Annotated in this window: 17 protein-coding genes and 1 tRNA gene; 11 read left to right on the top strand and 7 right to left on the bottom strand. The window is 66.6% G+C overall.

Translation table 11 applies throughout. From position 1 onward, the window contains the following. Positions 1 to 44: 44 nt before the first annotated feature. Entirely contained in the window at positions 45 to 1,631 is a 1,587-nt protein-coding gene (locus tag LU699_RS14820; RefSeq protein WP_232136189.1) for a M28 family metallopeptidase, read from the bottom strand. A 271-nt stretch (positions 1,632 to 1,902) separates the two neighbouring features. On the opposite strand from LU699_RS14820, the gene LU699_RS14815 reads away from it, so the two are divergent. Further along, complete coding sequence (locus LU699_RS14815; RefSeq protein ID WP_232580224.1) at positions 1,903 to 3,135, top strand: dipeptidase; 1,233 nt, start codon at positions 1,903 to 1,905, stop codon at positions 3,133 to 3,135. Positions 3,136 to 3,413: 278 nt separating this feature from the next. Here LU699_RS14815 and LU699_RS14810 read toward each other — a convergent pair whose 3' ends face one another. Then, a complete protein-coding gene (locus LU699_RS14810; RefSeq protein ID WP_232136119.1) occupies positions 3,414 to 4,718 on the bottom strand; it encodes an OprO/OprP family phosphate-selective porin in 1,305 nt (434 codons plus the stop codon). Positions 4,719 to 5,008: 290 nt separating this feature from the next. On the opposite strand from LU699_RS14810, the gene pstS (LU699_RS14805) reads away from it, so the two are divergent. From pstS (LU699_RS14805) to rnt, 7 genes are all read left to right on the top strand, one after another. Then, on the top strand, positions 5,009 to 6,043 hold the full coding sequence (gene pstS, locus LU699_RS14805) for a phosphate ABC transporter substrate-binding protein PstS (RefSeq protein WP_232136120.1): 1,035 nt from the start codon (positions 5,009 to 5,011) through the stop codon (positions 6,041 to 6,043). Between the two features lie 775 nt (positions 6,044 to 6,818). After that, entirely contained in the window at positions 6,819 to 7,913 is a 1,095-nt protein-coding gene (pstS, locus tag LU699_RS14800) for a phosphate ABC transporter substrate-binding protein PstS (protein WP_232136121.1), read from the top strand. A gap of 203 nt (positions 7,914 to 8,116) precedes the next feature. Beyond that, positions 8,117 to 9,091, top strand: a complete 975-nt coding sequence (gene pstC, locus LU699_RS14795) for a phosphate ABC transporter permease subunit PstC (protein ID WP_232136122.1) — start codon at positions 8,117 to 8,119, stop codon at positions 9,089 to 9,091. Further along, a complete protein-coding gene (gene pstA, locus LU699_RS14790) occupies positions 9,091 to 9,981 on the top strand; it encodes a phosphate ABC transporter permease PstA (protein WP_232136123.1) in 891 nt (296 codons plus the stop codon). The genes pstC and pstA overlap by 1 nt, the downstream gene beginning before the upstream one ends. Continuing rightward, positions 9,974 to 10,828, top strand: a complete 855-nt coding sequence (pstB, locus tag LU699_RS14785) for a phosphate ABC transporter ATP-binding protein PstB (protein ID WP_232136124.1) — start codon at positions 9,974 to 9,976, stop codon at positions 10,826 to 10,828. The genes pstA and pstB overlap by 8 nt, the downstream gene beginning before the upstream one ends. Before the next feature lie 142 nt (positions 10,829 to 10,970). Then, entirely contained in the window at positions 10,971 to 11,675 is a 705-nt protein-coding gene (gene phoU, locus LU699_RS14780) for a phosphate signaling complex protein PhoU (RefSeq protein ID WP_232136125.1), read from the top strand. 547 nt (positions 11,676 to 12,222) lie between these two features. Continuing rightward, a complete protein-coding gene (gene rnt, locus LU699_RS14775; RefSeq protein ID WP_425491116.1) occupies positions 12,223 to 12,834 on the top strand; it encodes a ribonuclease T in 612 nt (203 codons plus the stop codon). Positions 12,835 to 12,847: 13 nt separating this feature from the next. Here rnt and LU699_RS14770 read toward each other — a convergent pair whose 3' ends face one another. Together LU699_RS14770 and sugE are read right to left on the bottom strand one after the other, a co-directional pair. Then, positions 12,848 to 13,978 carry a metallophosphoesterase gene (locus LU699_RS14770; RefSeq protein WP_232136127.1) on the bottom strand — a complete coding sequence of 377 codons (1,131 nt, stop codon included), beginning with the start codon at positions 13,976 to 13,978 and terminating at the stop codon, positions 12,848 to 12,850. A gap of 192 nt (positions 13,979 to 14,170) precedes the next feature. Then, positions 14,171 to 14,485: a quaternary ammonium compound efflux SMR transporter SugE gene (sugE, locus tag LU699_RS14765; RefSeq protein WP_232136128.1), complete on the bottom strand. Its 315-nt coding sequence runs from the start codon at positions 14,483 to 14,485 to the stop codon at positions 14,171 to 14,173. 190 nt (positions 14,486 to 14,675) lie between these two features. Between sugE and LU699_RS14760 the strand changes: the two genes are divergently transcribed. Next, positions 14,676 to 15,299, top strand: coding sequence for a hypothetical protein (locus tag LU699_RS14760; protein ID WP_232580223.1), 624 nt, complete (start codon positions 14,676 to 14,678; stop codon positions 15,297 to 15,299). A 293-nt stretch (positions 15,300 to 15,592) separates the two neighbouring features. Here the strand turns inward: LU699_RS14760 and LU699_RS14755 are convergent, their stop codons facing one another. From LU699_RS14755 to rnr, 3 genes are all read right to left on the bottom strand, one after another. Then, positions 15,593 to 15,868 carry a CBU_0592 family membrane protein gene (locus tag LU699_RS14755; RefSeq protein WP_232136130.1) on the bottom strand — a complete coding sequence of 92 codons (276 nt, stop codon included), beginning with the start codon at positions 15,866 to 15,868 and terminating at the stop codon, positions 15,593 to 15,595. Between the two features lie 67 nt (positions 15,869 to 15,935). Further along, positions 15,936 to 16,700: a 23S rRNA (guanosine(2251)-2'-O)-methyltransferase RlmB gene (gene rlmB / locus LU699_RS14750; RefSeq protein ID WP_232136131.1), complete on the bottom strand. Its 765-nt coding sequence runs from the start codon at positions 16,698 to 16,700 to the stop codon at positions 15,936 to 15,938. A 107-nt stretch (positions 16,701 to 16,807) separates the two neighbouring features. Beyond that, complete coding sequence (rnr, locus tag LU699_RS14745) at positions 16,808 to 19,273, bottom strand: ribonuclease R (protein ID WP_232136132.1); 2,466 nt, start codon at positions 19,271 to 19,273, stop codon at positions 16,808 to 16,810. A gap of 112 nt (positions 19,274 to 19,385) precedes the next feature. Between rnr and LU699_RS14740 the strand changes: the two genes are divergently transcribed. Together LU699_RS14740 and LU699_RS14735 are read left to right on the top strand one after the other, a co-directional pair. Next, positions 19,386 to 19,472: transfer RNA gene (locus LU699_RS14740), tRNA-Leu, on the top strand. Positions 19,473 to 19,650: 178 nt separating this feature from the next. Continuing rightward, complete coding sequence (locus LU699_RS14735; protein WP_232136134.1) at positions 19,651 to 20,073, top strand: CopD family protein; 423 nt, start codon at positions 19,651 to 19,653, stop codon at positions 20,071 to 20,073. Positions 20,074 to 20,135 lie beyond the last annotated feature (62 nt).

Raw genomic sequence — 20,135 nt, 5'->3', positions numbered from 1 at the left:
TTGGCTACAACTGTGCGCCACGGACCAAACCGTCGCGCACCCCATCACTCATCCCGCTCGCTAAACGGCTTCCGCGGCAGGCGCTCATCGCGCATCGCCGCGTGGTACGCGAACGAGGCGATGATCGCCGCGGCCTGCTTCAGGTCGTCCGGCACCACATGGTCATAGGTGTCGAGATGCGTGTGGTGGACGTGGCTGAAATAGTCGGCCGGGTCCTGCACGAACTGGAAACCCGGCAGGCCGACGCGGTCGAACGAGATGTGGTCGGTGCTGCCGGTGTTGCGCGTCGTCACGACTGTCGCGCCGAGATCGGCGAACGGTTCCAGCCAGGCGCGGAACACCGGCACCGCCGCGTGGTTTTCCTGCGCGTAGATGCCGCGGATGCGGCCGGTGCCGTTGTCGAAGTTGAAGTAGGTCGAGAAACGGTCGTAACCGGCGCGGCGCTGCAGCGGGCCGGTGCCGCGCTGGAACGCGCGCGGCAGTGCGATCTGCTCGGGATCGGTCGGCGCCGGCCAGTCGGCCAGGTATTTCGCGACGTAGCCGGCCGAGCCGTGCAGGCCCTGCTCTTCGCCGCCCCACAGCGCGATGCGGATCGTGCGCTTCGGGCGCGCATCGATCGCTTTCAGAATGCGCATCGCCTCCATCATCACGACCACGCCCGCGCCGTTGTCGGCTGCGCCGGTGCCGGTATGCCAGGAGTCGAGATGCGCGCCGATGATCACCGTCTCGTTCGCCTTCGAGCTGCCGCGCAGTTCGGCGAAGGTGTTGGTCGCAGGCAGATCGGCATCGCTGGTGAAACGTGCCTGCACGTCGACGCGCAGACGCGGTGCCTGCTTGTTGTCGACGGCGCGCACCAGCTGGTTGTAGTGCTCGGCCGCGACCACGAGATCGGGCACGCCTTCGGGATCGCCGGCCTTGCGGCCACCGCCGCCCATCACCCGGACGATGCCGTTGTCCCAGGAGCTGATCGACAGCGTCGCCAGCACGCCCTCCTCGGCGAAGAAGGTGTTGAGCGCGCGCACCAGTTCCTGGCGCTTGCGGTACTCGTCGAGGCGCTTGTTCTGCGCGTCGGGATCGCGGTCCTGCGGCACCGGGAAGGTCTGCAGCTCGCCGAGGTCTTCCTCGGTGTGGCGGCGGAAGTCGGGCTTGTCGGCGGGCTTGTAGGCGCGCGCTTCATCGAGCAGCACGATCTTGCCGGCGAGCTTGCCGCGCTGCTTCTCGATGTCCTCGATGGTCTTGAACGAGGCGCGCACCAGCTCGCCTTCGACCGGACCATCGGTGCCCGGCGTCCACGCCTTGGGCAGCGCGTGGATCGGCAGTTCGCGCGGCGCGAGCAGTTCGACGCGCGAGGCGCGGAATTCCCAGCCGCGGCCGAAGGCCGGGTCGTAGACCTCGTCGCGCACATCGGTCAGGCCGTAACCGGTCAGCTTGCCACGCGCCCATTCGCTGGACCGCACGTAGGCCGGCGAATTGGTCAGGCGCGGGCCGATGGTTTCGGTCAGTTCCTTGAGATTGGCCGCGACCTGCGAGCGGTTGAACGCTTCGTGGCGGATCTGCGCGACCACATCGAGATCGACCGGCTCGACCGTCTGCGCGAAGGCCAGGCACGGCACGAGGGCGACGGTGGCCATGGCCGCCTGCAGCAGACGGATACGGTTGGATTGCGGCTTGCTCACGGAACTCCCCGGAAAAATCGGAACGATGGCCCGCGATGCACGGAGGACCGGTGTCGGCACCGCCTCCCGCGACGCGGCCGCCCATGCTACCCGCCTCCCGCGCCGCGGGAGTGGCGCACGACGGCACTTGACCGTGCGGCACGGGCATGTCGCCAGTCCGTCGACGCATGCACCGCGGCCGCGCGGGATGCGACCATCGGCACGGACCCATCACCGACGCGCCCGCATGAAACCACTGCTGTCCGGTCTCGCCCTCGCCCTGTCGCTCGCCTGCGCGCCCGCGCTGGCCGACGACACCGTCTCCGCCGAAGCACGCGCCCTGCACGAACGCATCCTCACCCTCGACAGTCATCTCGACACGCCGAGTTTCTTCGGCCGCGACGGCTGGGACATCCTGCAGCGCAACGACACCCCGCCGACCGCCAGTCAGGTCGATCTGCCGAAGATGATCGAAGGCGGCCTCGACGGCGGCCTGTGGGTGATCTACACCGGTCAGCGCGGACGCACGCCCGAAGACGATCGCGCGGCGCGTGACGCGAGCCTGGTGCGGCTGGTCGAGATCCGCGAGCTGCTGGCCGCGCATCCCGACAGCTTCGAGCTCGCCCTGACCGCGGACGACGCCGCGCGCATCCGCGATGCCGGCAAGCGCGTGGTCTACATCAGTATCGAGAACGCGTCGCCGCTGAGCGCCGACCCGTCGCTGCTCGCGCTGTATCACCGCCTCGGCGTGCGTGTGCTCGGCCTGGTGCACACCTCGAACAACGACTTCGCCGATTCGGCGAGCACGCCGCCCGAATGGAACGGGCTCAGCGACAAGGGCCGCGCACTCGTCGCCGAGGCCAACCGGCTGGGCATCGTGCTCGACCATTCACACGCGTCTGATGCCGTGTTCGACCAGCTGATCGCGCTGTCGAAGGCGCCGATCATCCTCAGCCACACCGGCGCGGACGCGATCCACGAACACCCGCGCAACATCGACGATGCACGCATCCGCACGCTGGCCGAGCACGGAGGCGTGATCCTGGTGAACTCGCTGGGCAGCTATCTGATCGACACCGGCGCGACGCCGGCATACCAGAGCGATCTGCGCGCGTTGTACGAGCGCTTCGGCGGCCGCGCGAATCTGAGCGAAGCCAACTACGACGAGTTCGATCGCCTGCGTGGCGAGCTGGATGCGAAGCACGGCCTGAAGAAGGCCACGCTGGACGATTATTTCGCCCACATCCTGCACATCATCGAAGTCGCCGGGCCCGAGCATGTCGGCTTCGGTGCGGACTGGGACGGCGGCGGTGGCGTGGTCGGTCTGGAAGACGTGTCGGATCTGCCGAAGATCACTGAGCGGCTGCTCGAGGCCGGCTACACCGAAGCACAGATCGAAGCGATGTGGAGCGGGAATCTGTTGCGCGTCATCCGGGAAGCGCAGGCGGTGGCGGTGGCGGATGCATCGGCGACGCGGTGAACGCTTGAGGACTTCATGACACGCCTTCTCCCTCCGGTAGAAGGTGCCGAAAGAGAATGCCGAGGCTTTCAACAGCCGAACTGCGGGTCAGGCGGGGACGGACGACAACGCTCTGGAATCATCTAGGAAAGCCCCGCCCTCACCCGATGCGCAACGCGCATCGACCTCTCCCGGAGGGAGAGGTGCATCGAAGAAGAGCGCGGACGACATGATGTCCGTACAAAAGGAAAGGCCCGCAACTTGCGCCGCGGGCCTTCCGGTCAAACGTGCCGCTTCGATCAGAACGAGAACTGCGTACGCAGTGCGTACTGGCCGGTCTCGTCACCGGTGAAGGTGTTGTCGCCCTTCGTGTAGTTGAACATGAAGCGCAGGTTCGGATTGACGTAGTAGTTCATGCCGACGATCCAGCTGCTGACATCCATGTTGCGGATGTCCTTGTTTTCGACCGTGTCATAGCGCGCGGTGAGTTCCCACAGACCCGTGTCGGCCACCTTGGGCGACGCGAAGATGCCGTTGGCCGGCTTGTAGGCCTTGTGGCCGCCGTTGAGCAGCCAGCTGCCCTGCACGTACCACGTGGCAACGTCCTGGTCGGCGCCCAGCGGACGGCCGTAGGTGGCGTTGGCGTACTCGGCCTGGAAGAACAGCGGACCGAACGAGCCGGCGGCTTCGACGCCAACTGCAGTGACCTGGTTGCGGCTGCCCGCGGTGGTGGTGGCGATCGTCTGCGCCGGGCCGCGACGGCCTGCGTAGTTGGCCGCGAAGGTCAGGTCAGTCGAACCCTGGTTGACGTTTTCCTGGCTGGCCCAGCCGCCGAAGTGCAGCGTGCTGTCTTCGGTGTTGATCGGCGCGAACGTAAAGCGGCCGGCAGCGCCGACGCCTTCGTTGCGGGAGCCGGAGGCGCTGCGCAGATTGAACACCGACAGGCCGGCGGTGTAGTTGCCATCGGCGCGCATGTAACCCACGCCCTGCTGGAACTGGCGGCCGTTGAACAGGCCGGTCGCCGATGCGAACGGACGCTCCATCATCAGGATTTCGTTGGAGCTGGTCAGCTCTTCCATCGAGCGGTAGGGCTTGAAGTGACCGATGGTGAACTTGCCGCCCAGCGCCGACTTGGCGATGTAGACGTCGCGGAAGCCGTCGAGGCCGCTGCCGGCCGCGAAGTCCTGTTCGAACTTGTAATCCCAGCCGTAGGCCTTGCCCTGCAGCGTGATGCGCGCGCGGCGGAATTCGGTGGTGCCGGTGGTCGCGGCTTCGTCGCGGTCGAAGGCGTAGGCATCGAAGTGGATGCGGCCACCCGCCGAGAACTCGAACTTCTTGTCGGCCGAGGTGACCTTCAGGCCGCCCTTGGTGTCGACGACCGGCATCGTGGTCGCCATCTTGTCCAGGCTCTCCTGCGTGCCGATGTTGATGTCGGACTGCGCGTCGGTGCGGACTTCGAGCGCGTCGATCTTGGCCTGCATTTCGGCCAGCTGCGCTCGCAGCAGGGCGACTTCGGACTCCCGGTTCTGGCTCTGGGCGGCGGCGGAGAACGAGACGGACGCGACGGCGAGTGCGACGGACGCGGCCAGGATGGAATGACGCATGGTGGATTCCCGAGGAGAGTGAGGTTTGGATCGCCCGCCGCATGCAGGCCACGTCGGCTCCGACCGTCGTGGCGTTAAGCGCTCGTTAGCGACGGTGCGCAGACTGCGCAGGTTTGCTGACACTGCGATGGCATCCACATGACAGTCCGATGACATCCCTGTCGGGCCCAGCGGGAATGCGTGATTGCACACGTCATCGGGCGGTCATCGGCCTGTCGCGGAAATGTCATGCGCGCTGCGTTGAATACGCCTCGCGGCGACACAGGCCGTCCAACACTCCAGGGAACCCCATGTACGCACTGCTCAAGAACCGTGTCGCGGCTGTCGCGCTGTCGACCACGCTGCTGGCGACCACGTTCGCCGCTCCCGCCATGGCCAACGACGTGACCGGCGCAGGCGCATCGTTCGTCTATCCGGCCATGACCCGCTGGTCGGCCGACTACCGCACCGCCACCAGCAAGCAGATCAACTACCAGTCGATCGGATCGGGCGGCGGCATCGCCCAGATCAAGGCCGGCACCGTGGACTTCGGCTCGTCCGACGCCCCGCTGCCGCCGGAAGATCTCGCCAAGTCCGGCCTCATCCAGTTCCCGTCGGTCATCGGCGGTGTGGTGCCGATCCTCAACGTCGAAGGCGTGGCCGCCGGCGCGATGAAGCTCGATGGCGCGACGCTGGCCAACATCTTCCTCGGCAAGATCACCCGCTGGAACGACCCGGCGATCGTCGCGCTCAACGGCGGCATCACCCTGCCCGACGCGCGTATCACCGTCGTGCATCGTTCGGACGGCTCGGGCACCACCTTCAACTTCGTCAACTACCTGTCCAAGGTGAGTCCGGACTGGAAGAACGGCGTCGGCGAAGGCACGACGGTCAAGTGGCCGGTGGGCATCGGCGGCAAGGGCAACGAAGGCGTCGCCGCCTACGTGAAGCAGATCAAGGGCGGCATCGGCTACGTCGAACTGTCGTACGCGGTGCAGAACCGCCTCGCCTATTCGCGTCTGCAGAACGCCGCCGGCAACTTCGTCAATCCGAGCGAAGAAACGTTCTCGGCCGCCGCCGCCAGCGCCAACTGGGGTGCGAGCCGCGATTTCTACCTGGTCATGACGAACGCACCGGGCGAGAACTCCTGGCCGATCACCGCGACCAACTTCATCCTGATGCACCGCCAGCCGCGCAACCGCGCCGGCGCCAAGAACGCCCAGGACTTTTTCCGCTGGGTGTACGCCAACGGCGGCGAGCAGGCACGCGCACTGGGCTACGTCCCGCTGCCCGCTCCGCTGGTGCAGCAGATCGAGCGCTACTGGGCCGAGAACGCCCGCTACTGATCCAGGCCACCGGCGCGTCCAACGACGCGCCGGTCGGACGTGATGCCAGAACAGATCTCTCTCCCAATTTTCCTCCGCGGGCCTTCGGGCCCGTTTTTTTTTGGTTTCCGGCGGAAACGGGGGTTTGGGTGAGGGTGCGCTTGCGGGGAAGCACGGGGTGCTTCTGTGTCGGCCACTTCGCGCTTCCCTACCCATACCCAGCGCGCGAGACATCGGCCCTCACCCGACGCGCGATGCGCGTCGACCCCGGATCAAGTCCGGGGCCGGCTTTCTCCCGGAGTGAGAGGTGCCTACTTGCGAATAGTTCGGCGCGCGCGGATGAAGCCCCTCTCCCCCGGGGAGAGGGGTTGGGGTGAGGGCCGACGCTCGCGAAATTCCTGATCTCCTTTTGACCGGACCCCGCGCAGCTGAAATGACGGGAAGGCCTCGAGTGAAGGCCTGCGTCCGAGTCAACTATCAGCGCGTCATCTCAGCCCTCACCCGCCGCGCTTCGCGCGGCGACCTCTCCCGAAGGGAGAGGTGCTGTTCGTCTGCGATCTTCGACCCGCCGCAATTCCCATCTCCGTGAATCTCGCGGATCGCACGCCCCCAACGTCAAACCCCCGTGAGCCCACGATGTCCATCCAGCGACATCCCGGCACCCCATCGCATTCCGCCCAGCCGGTGCAGCTGTCATTCATCGAGATGGCACGCGTCATACGGCTGTAACAAAAACATCATTTCATGTGCGGACCGAGGCGACGCTATGCGTTGCCGCACTCAATTGGAGCCACGCATGTCCCGTCAGACGATCCGGATCGGTGCCCTCGCGCTGTCCTCGCTCATCTTCCTCGCCGCCTGTGGCGGCAACAGCGCGGACGCGCCGGCCGGTCAGGCTGCCGAAGGCGCTCCGGGCGCCGCACAGCCGGCTGGCGACCGCGTCGCTGCCGAGATCTCGGGCGCCGGTGCGTCGTTCATCTTCCCGCTGGTGTCGAAGTGGTCGGCCGACTACAACGCCGCCACCGGCAACAAGGTCAATTACCAGTCGATCGGTTCGGGCGGCGGTATCGCGCAGATCAAGGCGGGCACGGTGGACTTCGGTTCGTCCGACAAGCCGCTCGACAGCGCCGAGCTGCAGGCCGCGGGCCTGGGCCAGTTCCCGTCGGCGATCGGCGGCGTGGTGCCGGTGCTCAACGTCGACGGCCTGCAGCCGGGCCAGCTGAAGCTGACCGGTTCGCTGCTGGCGGACATCTTCCTCGGCAAGGTCGCCACCTGGAACGACCCGGCGATCGCCGCCCTCAACCCCGGCGTGACCCTGCCGGCCGGCAAGATCAGCATCGTCCACCGCTCGGACGGTTCGGGCACCACGTTCAACTTCTCCAACTACCTGTCGAAGGTCAGCGAGTCGTGGAAGTCGACCGTCGGCGAAGGCACTTCGGTGCAGTGGCCGTCGGGCGTGGGTGGCAAGGGCAACGAAGGCGTCGCCTCGTACGTGCAGCAGATCAAGGGGTCGATCGGCTACGTCGAATTGGCCTACGCGCTGCAGAACAACATGCCTTACGCCTCGCTGCAGAACGCGGCCGGCAACTGGGTGCAGCCGAGCGAGGAAAGCTTCGCCGCGGCCGCCGCAACCGCCGACTGGGCGAGCGCGCAGGACTTCAACCTGGTCATCACCAACGCGCCCGGTCCGGACGCGTGGCCGATCACCGCGACCAACTTCATGCTGATGCACAAGCAGCCGAAGGACGCCGCACGCAGCCAGGCCGCGCGCGACTTCTTCAAGTGGGCGTTCGAGTCGGGCCAGGCGCAGGCCAGCGAGCTGCACTACGTGCCGCTGCCGGCCGAGCTGGTGCAGCAGATCGAGGCCTACTGGGCAGCCGAGTTCAAGTGACGCAACGTCCCGCGCGCGCAGCGCGCGGCTGACGTTGCGTCATCCCCGCGAAAGCGGGGATCCAGCGACTTCCGATCTGATCGCGACGATCACGAACGTCCCTGAATCCCCGCCTACGCGGAAATGACGGAACAAGGTCATTCCGGCTCCCGCCGGAATGACGGATCCACACCGCTTCGCGGCTCTCCTCCTCCGGACTCCCCATGAACGCCGCCACCCTCCACGCCGCGCCACCGGCTCCGAGCAAACGCGATATCCGCGATGCGCGCGCCGATCGTCTGTTCAAGATCGTCCTGACTGCCACCGTCGTCTTCGTGATGCTGGCGCTCGCCGGCGCCGCGTTGTCGATGCTCTGGGGCGGCCGCGATGCACTCTCGTCGCAGGGTCTGTCGTTCTTCACCACCGCTGACTGGAATCCGGTCGAGAACCGCTACGGCGCACTCGCACCGATCGTCGGCACCATCGTCACCGCGCTGATCGCGATGGTGATCGCCGTGCCGGTGAGCTTCGGCATCGCCTTCTTCCTGACCGAGGTCGCGCCGCGCTGGCTGCGCGGGCCGGTCGGCACCGCGATCGAACTGCTCGCGGGCATTCCCTCGATCATCTACGGCATGTGGGGCCTGTTCGTGCTCGTGCCGGTGATGACCACCTACATCACCCCGTGGCTCAACGACACGCTCGGCGAAGTGCCGTATCTGGGCGTGCTGTTCCGCGGCCCGCCGCTGGGCATCGGCACGCTGACCGCCGGCTTCGTGCTCGCGATCATGGTCATCCCCTTCATCTCGGCGGTCATGCGCGAAGTTTTCCTGACCGTGCCCACGCGTCTGAAGGAATCGGCCTACGCGCTCGGCGCGACCAAGTGGGAAGTCAGCTGGGACATCGTGCTGCCCTACACGCGCTCGGCCGTGATCGGCGGCGTGTTCCTCGGTCTCGGCCGCGCACTGGGCGAGACGATGGCGGTCGCATTCGTGATCGGCAATTCGGTGCGCCTGACGCCGTCGCTGCTCGAACCCGGCACCACGATCGCCGCGCTGATCGCCAACGACTTCGGTGAAGCCACCGAGACCTACCGCTCGGCGCTGCTGCTGCTCGGTTTCGTGCTCTTCATCGTGACCTTCGTCGTGCTGGCCATCGCCCGCCTGATGCTGATGCAGCTGGCCCGCAAGGAGGGCAAGTAATGGCCGTCGCCACCGTCACCGAACGCGAGCGCCAGATCGCCGACCGTCTGTATGCGCGTCGTCGCATCCAGAACGGCGTCGCCGTCGCGATGGGCTGCCTCACCGCCGCGTTCGGTCTGTTCTTCCTCGGCTGGATCCTGTGGACGCTGATCTCCAAGGCCGCCGGCGGCGTCAATCCGGCGCTGTTCACCCAGATGACCCCACCTCCGATGGTCGAAGGCGGTCTGCTCAACGCCTTCTTCGGCAGCGCGGTGATGTGCGGCCTGGCGATCGCGATCGGCACGCCGCTCGGCGTCGCCGCCGGCACCTGGCTTTCCGAGTTCGGTCGCGCCCGCAAGGCCGGCGTGGTCGTGCGCTTCATCAACGACATCCTGCTGTCGGCACCGTCGATCGTGCTGGGCCTGTTCGTCTACACCGCATTCGTGATGACGACCGGCGGCCGCTTCTCGGCGCTGGCCGGCGCGATCGCACTGGCCTTCATCGTGTTGCCGGTGGTCGTGCGCACGACCGACGAAATGCTGCAGCTGGTGCCCACGCAGATGCGCGAGGCCGCGCTGTCGCTCGGCGTACCGCAGTGGAAAGTCGTCGTGCAGGTGCTCTATCGCAGCGCATCGGCCGGCATCGTCACCGGCGTGCTGCTCGCGCTGGCGCGCATCTCCGGCGAAACCGCACCACTGCTGTTCACCGCGTTCGGCAACCAGTACTGGAACAACAACATCATGCAGCCGATGGCGAGCGTGCCGGTGGTGATGTACCAGTACGCCGGCAGCCCGTACGAGTCCTGGCAGCAGCTGGCCTGGGCCGGCGCGCTGGTGCTCACCTGTTTCGTGTTGCTGGTCAGCCTGGGCGCCCGCGCCATCCTGCTGCGCAACAAGATCTCCCATGACTAATCTCAGCCTGGACCCGTCCATGAACGATCTCCACACCGCTCCGTCGCAGCGCATCCAGCTCGCGACGCATGCGCGCACGCAACTGGCGCCGACGCCGGTCAAGATCGCCGCGCGCGGGCTGAACTTCCACTACGGCGATTTCCACGCGCTCAAGAACATCGAGCTCGAGATTCCCGAAAAGCGCGTGACCGCACTGATCGGCCCGTCGGGCTGCGGCAAGTCGACGCTGCTGCGCATTTTCAACCGCATCTACGCGCTGTATCCGAAGATGACCGCGAGCGGCGAACTGCTGCTCGACGGCGAGAACATCCTCGCGCCGAAGTACCCGATGAACCGTCTGCGTTCGAAGGTCGGCATGGTGTTCCAGAAGCCGGTGCCGTTCCCGATGACGATCTTCGAGAACGTCGCCTACGCGATCCGCCACCACGAGAAGCTGTCGAAGGCCGAGCTCAACGTGCGCGTCGAGCAGGCACTGACCCAGGCCGCGCTGTGGACCGAGGTCAAGGACAAGCTCAACCAGAACGCACTGGGTCTTTCCGGTGGCCAGCAGCAGCGCCTGTGCATCGCACGCGCCGTCGCCCTGCGCCCGGACGTGCTGCTGCTCGACGAACCGACATCGGCGCTCGATCCGATCTCCACCAGCCGCATCGAGCAGCTGGTCGAGGAACTCAAGGTCGACTACACGATCGTCATCGTGACCCACAACATGCAGCAGGCGGCGCGCGTCTCGGACTTCACCGCCTTCATGTATCTGGGCGACCTGATCGAACACGACACCACCGAGACGATCTTCTCCAATCCCTCGAAGCAGCAGACCGAGGACTACATCACCGGTCGCTTCGGCTGAGGCAGGCCGGCTTGCGCGGCATTGCCGCGCGGCCTGCCGAACGCCACGCGCGCTGCGCGTGGCCGGACGGGCGCAATCTGCCGGTTCGCAGTTGACCAAGCTCCCAGTCGCACATCGTCGCCACTCTTCCAGGTTCCCCGCCATGCCCAACCAACTGAACGACCACATCGTCAAGAGCTACGACGAAGAGCGCAGCCGTCTGACCAACGAGATCCTGCGCATGGGCGAGATGGCCGCCGCGCAGCTGGAGTCGGCACTGGACGTCGTGGAACGCCGCGATGACAAGGCCGCCGAGCGCATCATCGCCAACGACGAAGCGATCGACGCGCTCGAGCACGAGGTCAGCCAGGACGTCATGAAGCTGGCGCTGCGTGGCCCGATGGCGCGTGACCTGCGCGAGATCCTCTCGGCCCTGCGCATTGCCGCGGACATCGAACGCGTCGGCGACTACGCCGCGAACGTCGCCAAGCGCTCGACCGCGCTCAACCTCGCGCCGCCCCTGCCCTACACCCGTGGCCTGACGGTGCTCGGCGAACTGGCGGTGCGGCAGATGCGCGAAGTGCTGGTCGCGTTCCGCGACAACGATCCGGTCGCCGCCCAGCGCGTGCGCGCGCAGGACGCCGAGATCGACACGGTCTACACCGGCCTGTTCCGCGAGCTGCTGACGTACATGATGGAAGACCCGCGCGCGATCACGCCCTGCACGCACTTGTTGTTCATGGCCAAGAACATCGAACGCATCGGCGACCACGCGACCAACATCGCCGAGAACATCTGGTTCATGGTCAAGGGCGACGAGCCCCTGCCCCCGCGCGACAAGCGGGATTTCACCAATACGGTGACCTGATCCAGACGTATTGCATCGGCTCGTCTGCAAGCGGATAGATGGCGTGCGCCGTCTGGCGGATGGGCTCTAAAGAGCGCATTTTGCTTGCATTTGGGAACGGCCGACCTGCTGCCTTTTTTGGCGACTGGGCAGGTGCGTGCGTTGGTACCCTCACCCGACGCGCAGTGCGCTTAGACCCCGGATCAAGTCCGGGGCAGGCTCTCTCCCGGAGGGAGAGGTGCTGACCTCCACGACCGTCAGCACCGCGCACGGAATGAGCCCGTCGTCCCGCCCATACTCCGCGCGGACCGAGCCCCTCTCCCTCTGGGAGAGGGGTTGGGGTGAGGGCAAACGCCCGCGTGGCGGCCTGCCTCAAAGCACGTTGCCGAGAGGTGCCGCATAGAGCCCTGCCCAGGCTCTTCTCCAAAGAAACGCGGCGCATCCCGCACGATCCAAGCGCACCGCCAACCCAGCCACCTCACCCGGCTCTGCTAGGCTTGCACGCATGAGTGAAGCCGCAGTACCCGCCCCCGCATCGATCGACGATGCCGCGTCGCCCCATCTCCCCATGTCCCGCCGGTTCCGCGGCTTTCTGCCAGTGGTCGTCGACGTCGAAACCGGTGGTTTCGAGTCCCGCCGCCATGCGTTGCTGGAGATCGCGGCGATCCCTCTGAACATCGACGAGGACGGCAATCTCGTACCGGGTGCGTCCGCGCATACGCATGTCGAACCGGCCGACGGCACGCACATCGATCCGCAGTCGCTCGAAGTGACCGGCATCGACATCCACCATCCGTTCCGGTTCGCGAAGCCCGAGCGCGAAGCGCTGGAGCACATCTTCAATCACGTCCGCAACGCGGTGCGGCACCACGAATGCCAGCGCGCGATCCTGGTCGGCCACAACGCGCATTTCGATCTGGGCTTCATCAATGCCGCAGTCGCGCGCACCCAGCACAAGCGCAACCCCTTCCATCCCTTCAGCGTGTTCGACACGGTCACGCTCGCCGGCGTCGCCTACGGACAGACGGTCCTGGCGCGCGCGGTGCAGGCCGCAGGCCTGCAGTGGGACCAGACGCAGGCACATTCCGCGCTCTACGACACCACGCTGACCGCGCAGCTGTTCTGCCGTATCGCCAACGCCTGGCCGAAGATGGCGGCGCCGGCAGCGACCGCCGACTGAATCCGCGCGGCGCTCAGCCGTCCGCGCGGCGCAGCGTGATCACCGCGATCTCGGACGGCACGCCGATCCGGGTCGCGAAACCCGGCCACAGACCGGCGCCGTTGCTGACATAGAGCTGCATGCCGTCGACCGGGTACAGACCGGACACGAAGCCGCCATTCGCGCGCGCCACCAGCCGGTCCATGCCGATGATGTGGCCGCCGTGCGTATGGCCCGACAGCTGCAGCACGACGCCACGCTTCGCGTTCTCGCGTGCTTCGACCGGGCGGTGGTCGAGCAGGATGATCGGCGCCTGAGGATCGGCGCCCGCGATCGCGGCATCGATGTCCGGCAGCGCCTGCCCGTAGCGCTCGGCGACCGGATCGGTGACACCGGCGATCGTCAACGCCGCGCCGTCGCGTTCGACACGGACGTGCGCGTTTTCCAGCACCTCCATGCCCATCGCGCGGAACGCGTTCATCCAGCCGCGGTACTCGCCGTAGTACTCGTGATTGCCGGTGATCGCGATGACACCATCCGGCGCACGCAGATCCGCGAGCGGGCGCACGTCGTTCGCACGCGCAGTCACGCTGCCGTCGACGAGATCACCGGTGATGACGATCAGATCCGCCTGCTGCGCATTGGATGCGGCGACCACGCCGGCGACCCAGTCGCCGGTCAGCAGACGGCTGGCGTGGATGTCGGTCAGCTGCAGCACGCGATAGCCGTCGAAGGCCTGCGGCAGGCCCGCGATCGACACCTCGATCTGCCGCACCTGCGGCACCACCATCGCCTGCCACGTGCCGTAGGCCGACAGCAGCAACGCGAGCGCTGCAGCACCGGGCCGCAGCCACGGGCCGCGCATTGTCGCGAGCGCATCGCGGCGACGCAGCGCCCAGAGCAGCAGCGTCACCACGTCGAGCAGCAGCACGAACAGTGCGGTCAGCAGCAGCGCGATGAAGCCCGTGCCGAGCGCGGCGATGACGAGCTTCGGCAGTTCCGGCGACGCCATGCTGCCGGCGAAGCGCGCGACGATGCGGTGGTGCAGCGCCAATCCGTAGACCAGCACCGCCAGTCCCGCACGCACCGGCCAGGGCAGACGCAAGGGAAACACCACACGCAGCACCAGATAGGACGCAAGAACGATCGCAACGACACTCAGCACAGGCTTTCCCGGGACAGTGAGAAGCAGTCCGTGCGCGACGGACCGACGTGGGGCCGGCCATGGTCGGCGATGCCGATGACGCGCGCCAGCGCTCTCCTGAACCAGCGTCCAGATTCGTCGCGGAATGGTGAGCGCAGGCGTCCAGAGTGAGAGCGCACTGCGCGCCGCTGTCGCAGCGCGCGCCTCGCAGCATCAGCTCGCGAGCTTCAATCCAATGATGCCGGCGATGATCAAGCCGAGACTGATCAGCCGCCCCGGACTCGCCGCATCGCCCATCAGCACCATGCCGAGAATCACCGTGCCGACCGCACCGATCCCGACCCAGATCGCATAAGCCGTTCCGACCGGCAGATCGCGCATCGCGACGCCCAGCAAGCCGACACTGATCACCATCGCGGTGACCGTGCCGACGGTCGGCCAGAGTTTCGTGAAACCTTCGGTGTACTTCAGACCGATCGCCCAGCCGATTTCGAACAGGCCGGCGAGCACGAGAATGATCCAGGACATAGGAGTGCCTCCATCTTTGCGATGGGGCCGTCCCCTTGTGTGGATTGGAGTGGCGGGGTCGTCCCCGCTTCCTGGTGTGGGGTTATTATCGTTGGTGGATGCGGGGTTCGGATTACCGGGGTGTAACCCGCGGTGCGGGGCGTTTTCGAATGGGAAAGCCTGGCCATATTTTTCCGGACAGGCGCAGTGGATGCTCAAGCAAGTGCAAAGCTTCCGCGCTGTTGCGCGGCTTACTTTTGTCTTGGCAAAAGTAAGCAAAACCATTTTCGCCGGACGCGATCCGCCGCGATACAGCCGCGGCGATCCCCTGCGCTTCTCGGACGACGGGGCACGCAGCCCACACTCGCTGCGCTCAGACATGGGCAGCTCTCCGACCCCGCCGTCCTGCGATGCTCGGCTCGCTCTACTGCTCGATTCGAGAGCAAGAGCTACCGCAACAGCAACAGCAACAGCAACAGCAACAGCAGCAAGAGCGGGCAGAAACGAGCCGCAGCCGCAACAATCAAAGCGAGCAGCAATGTCCATGGATGCCCGCCTTCGCGGGCATGACGAGATCGGCTTTTCTTGGATGCGCGTGTGCGTGACGGCGCGCTTCTACGGAAACTCAACCGTGCGTGACCGCAACACGCCACCACTCAAATGCGAGGTGTTCGCTCGCCTGCTGACCACCTTGCGTGACGGCGTGCCACTTTGCTTCAGCTTCTTCGCTTCGGCTTGGCTTGGCTTGGCCCGACGCTACAGGCTCTCGCTCTTCTTCGGCTTCGGCTTCTGCTTCTGCTTCGGCTTCGGCTTCGGCTTCCAGCGTTTGACTTGAATCGAGCCGTAGAGCGAGCCGAGCACCGGAGCCTGGCGTGGCCGAAGAGCAGCCCATGTCTGAGCGCAGCGAGTTTGGGCTGCGTGCCGCGTCAGGCGAGGAGCGGAGAGAACCGACGCGGCTTCATCGCGTCGGCTCGCGTCCGGCGAAGGGACCTTTTGGTTCCTTTTGGGTCCATCCAAAAGGGACTCGCACGCGCAGCGGGCGAAAGCCCTGCACTTCAGCGCATCTCGCGCCCCAGCGGAACGCGAAGATATTCCCCGCCGCGCCTCAGCGCCCGTCGACTGGACTGATTACCTGGATGAAAGACCAGAGCGCATCCGCCCCCGCGCCCCCAACGTCCTGACAATCCCGAACAAGCTGATCGCAATCCACGCCAACTGCATGATCAACACCGGCATGCTGAAAGCGCCATACAACGACACAGCCAGACCAATCGCACCGAACAGGTTCAGCAGCAGATACGGCAGGCCCGCGCCCGAGAAACGGGTGACCTGCAACAGGAAATACGCGAGCACGACGAGAAACGCACCGACGATGCCGCACCACTGGTGCCATTGCAGATCCATCGCGTACTCCACGGGACGAGGTTCGGCGCATCTTCCGCCGATGCCCCGGCCGCGGCAAGCCGCGGGTTCAGGCCAGGCGCTGGCGCACGGCCTCGAACAGGGTCACGCCGGCGGCGACCGAGACGTTGAGGCTCTCGACACCGCCCAGTGCATCGCCGCCCGGCATCGGAATCGTCACCAGGCCGTCGCAGTGCTCGCGGGTCAGGCGACGCAGGCCATCGGCCTCGCCGCCCAGCACCAGCGCGACGTTGCCGCGCAGGTCGGTCGCATACAGCGTCGCGGTGGCTTCGCCGGCCAGGCCATAGATCCACACGCCCAGCTTCTGCAGATCGCGCAGCGTGCGCGACAGGTTGGTCACACGCACCACCGGGATGCTGTCCGCCGCGCCGGCCGACGTCTTGCGCACGGTCGCGTTGACCTGCACGGCCTTGTCCTTGGGGATCACCACGGCGGTGACACCTGCGGCGGCCGCACTGCGCAGGCAGGCGCCGAGATTGTGCGGGTCCTGCACGCCGTCGAGTACCAGCAGCAGCGCCTTGCCCTCTGCGGCCTCGACCAGGCCTTCGAGTTCGTTCTCGTCCCAGGTCTTCGCGGCGGCGTAGCGCGCGACCGCGCCCTGATGCCGCAGGCCACCGGCGACGCCGTCGAGTGCCTGCTGGTTGACCCGGCGCACCTCGATGTCGCGGCGGCGCGCGGCCGATTCGATCTCGACGACGCGCGGATTCTTCGCGCCCGCTTCCAGCAGCACCTCGCGCACGTTCTCGGCGTCGTGTTCGACGGCCGCGGCCACGGCATTGATGCCGACGATCCACTGGTTCTGCTTGTTGGTCATGGTGCTGGGAATTCGAAGAAAGGAATGCGGGTGTCTGGACACATCGACGGGGCCGGCACCTGCGCGCCGGCCCCGCGAATAACGGCCATTCTAGCGAAACGGCCTGCTCAGTAAGGCTTCTTCTCGCGCTTGGCTGGCTTGCCGCGCGGCGGCAGCGGCTTCGGGCCGCCCTGCACCGTCGAGTCCGGATCGACCAGACGGAAGTCGATCTTTCGGTCTTCCAGGCTGGCCTTGAGCACGATGATCCGCACCCGGTCGCCGAGGCGGTACTGCCGCCCGGCACGCTGGCCGTTGAGCATCCGCCGGATCGGATCGAAGCTGTAGAAGTCGTTCGGCAGCTGGGTCACGTGGACCAGACCGTTGACCTTCGACTGGTCGAGTTCTACGAACAGACCGAAGCTGGTCACACCACTGATCACGCCGTCGAACTGGCCGCCGACGTGCTGCTCCATCCACGCAGCGCGATAGCGCTCGTCGACTTCGCGCTCGGCTTCATCGGCGCGTCGCGAACGCTCCGAACACTGCAGCGAGAGGCTTTCCATGAGGCGCGGCGTGTACATGAACTTCGCCAACGGCTGGCCCGACAGCACGTGCTTGATCGCGCGGTGTACCAGCAGATCGGGGTAGCGGCGGATCGGCGAGGTGAAATGCGCGTACGACGCCAGTGCCAGACCGAAGTGGCCGATGTTCTCGGGCGTGTAGACCGCCTGGCTCTGGCTGCGCAGCAGCACCGATTCGAGCAGCGTCGCGTCGGGACGCTCGCGGATCTTCTTCAGCAGGACGGTGAAGTCCTTCGGCTGCACTTTCGCCCACGGCGGCAGACGCAGCGAGAATTCCTTGAGGAATTCCAGCAGGTCGGCGTACTTCGCTTCCGGCGGCTTGTCGTGCACGCGGTACGGCGCGGAAATGCCGGCTTCGAGCAGGAAGCGTGCGGCCTCCACGTTCGCCGCGATCATGCATTCCTCGATCAGCTTGTGCGCATCGTTGCGCTGGAGCATGCCGGCCTGGGTGACCTCACCGGTGTTGTCGAGCACGAAGCGCACTTCGGACGATTCGAACTCGATCGCGCCGCGCTTCGCACGTGCCTTGGCCAGTACCGCGTAGAGCTGGTGCAGGCGTTCGACCTGCGGCAGCACCGGCTTGATCGCGTCGCGCGTCTCTTCGTCGAGTTCGCCGACCGCCTTCCACACCTGGGTGTAGGTCAAACGCGCGTGCGAATGCATCACCGCTTCGTAGAACTTCGATTCCGACACCGTGCCGTCGCGCAGCACCTGCATGTCGCAGACGAAGCACATGCGGTCGACCTTCGGCTTCAGCGAGCAGATGCCGTTGGACAGCGTCTCGGGCAGCATCGGCACGACGAAGCCCGGGAAGTACACGCTGGTCGCGCGCAGCTGGGCTTCGTCGTCGAGCGGCGTGCCGGGACGCACATAGTTCGACACGTCGGCGATCGCGACCACGAGGCGGAAGCCGTCGCGGTTGGGCTCGCAGTAGACGGCGTCGTCGAAATCCTTGGCGTCCTCGCCGTCGATCGTCACAAGGGGGAGCGTGCGCAGATCGACGCGGCCGCCGACCATGCGTTCTTCCACGTCCACCGGCACCGCGGCGGCTTCGTCGAGCACCTCCTGCGAGAACTCGTGCGGCAGGTTGTGGCCGTGGATCGCGGCCTCGACCACCAGCGACGGCTTGAGCACATCGCCGAGCACGGTCAGCACGCGGCCGATCGGCGGACGGTGCGAATCGCCCGGCGCGGTGATTTCGCAGACGACCAGCTGGCCGTGCTGCGCGTCCTGGCGGGCGTCCACCGGGATCTGGATGTTGCGCTGGATGCGGCGATCGTCAGGCACGACGTAGCTGATGCCGTGCTCGACCGAGAAGCGCCCCATCAGGCGCGTCGTGCGGCGCTCGAGCACTTCGACGACGACACCGGCGCGGCGGCCGCGCGCGTCGACATTGGTCAGGCTGGCCAGCACGCGATCGCCGTGCATGACCTTGCGCATCTCGGTCGGCGGCAGGAACAGGTCTTCGCCCGCGCCCGAATCCGGCCGCAGGAAACCGAAGCCTTCCGGATTGGCGATCACCGTGCCCGGGATCAGATCCATGCGCTTGGCCGGCACCAGACCGCCGCGGCGGTTCTGCAGCAGCTGGCCTTCGCGCAGCATCGCCGCGACGCGCTTGCCGAGGGCATCGGCGCGATCGGGTTCGGTGAGCGCGAGCTTGAGCGCGAGCTCGTCGAACGTCATCGGGCCGTCGGCGTCGACGAGTGTCTGCAGGATCGCCTCGCGGCTCGCGATCGGATTCGCGTAGCGCGCCGCCTCGCGGTTGGCGTGCGGATCTTCGAAACGCCCGCCGCGCGCTGCGGGCGGACGGTCCTGGGATGCAGACTTCGTGGGTCCGCCGGTCCGCAGCGCGCGCTGCAGGCCCGGATCGGGCATCCACGGCGGCAATGCGTCCTTGCGGTCGCTGTGCGATTTGGGGCGGGCCGGACCAGAGGTGCCGCGCTTGCCGGCCCCCTGTGACGCGGGCCCGGGCGTTCCGCGGCTGCTGCCGCGCTTGCTTGGAGGTTTAGCCATTGCCGCGATGGTACAGGCTCGCCCGCGAGGCTGGCGTCGAAGCGCGGCAGACGGCCTTTCAAAATCCCGTTGACAAGCGCCGGAGGCATCGACAACATACGCGCCCTGACCTGCCCGGGTGGCGGAATTGGTAGACGCACTAGCTTCAGGTGCTAGCGGGGGCAACTCCGTGGAGGTTCGAGTCCTCTCCCGGGCACCAAGGTCATCACAGCCTTACCAGCCGTGAACATCAAACCCGCAATCGCGGGTTTTTTTGTGCCTGCTGTTTGCTGCCGGGCACCCCGATCGCTGCACGGGCGCTTTCGGAGATCACATCCGACTACGCTGCGTGCGGGCCATCCAGCCGAAGTGGCCGGACCGGACCTCCGGAGCGTTGCGTGGACTACCTGACGCTCAAGCTGCTCCACTTCATGGCCGCGGCGACGTGGCTCACCGGCATGGTCGGCAGTGGCATCGCTATCGCCCTCCACGACGTGCTGGCCTCGCCCACGGGGCGCTCGCTGCTCGCGAACCTGCGCAGCTGGAACCGCTGGGTCACGTCGCCGGCAATGCTGGCGACACTGGGCGCGGGTCTCACCATCGCGCTGCAGGCCGGCTGGCTGGCGATGTCCTGGCTGCGGATCAAACTCGCGCTCGTTTGCGCGCTGGTGATCCTGCACGGCTGGCTGAGCCGCACGTTGCACCAGATGGCACGCGTCGAGCCGCCGCCGACGCCGCCTGGCCTGTTGCGGTTCTCCGCGCCACTGGTCTTCGTGATCGGCCTCGCCATCGTGTTGCTGGCGCTCACCAAACCGTTCTGACGCACACAACGAAGCGGTGGCGGCATCGGCACGCATCGCATTGACAGCCGGCGGGCCGCGCC

The sequence above is a fragment of the Luteimonas fraxinea genome (genome assembly GCF_021233355.1).
Taxonomy (GTDB): Bacteria; Pseudomonadota; Gammaproteobacteria; order Xanthomonadales; family Xanthomonadaceae; genus Luteimonas; species Luteimonas fraxinea.
The sequence above is the reverse complement of the archived record's forward strand: the minus strand, read 5'-3'. Positions and strand labels throughout refer to the sequence as shown.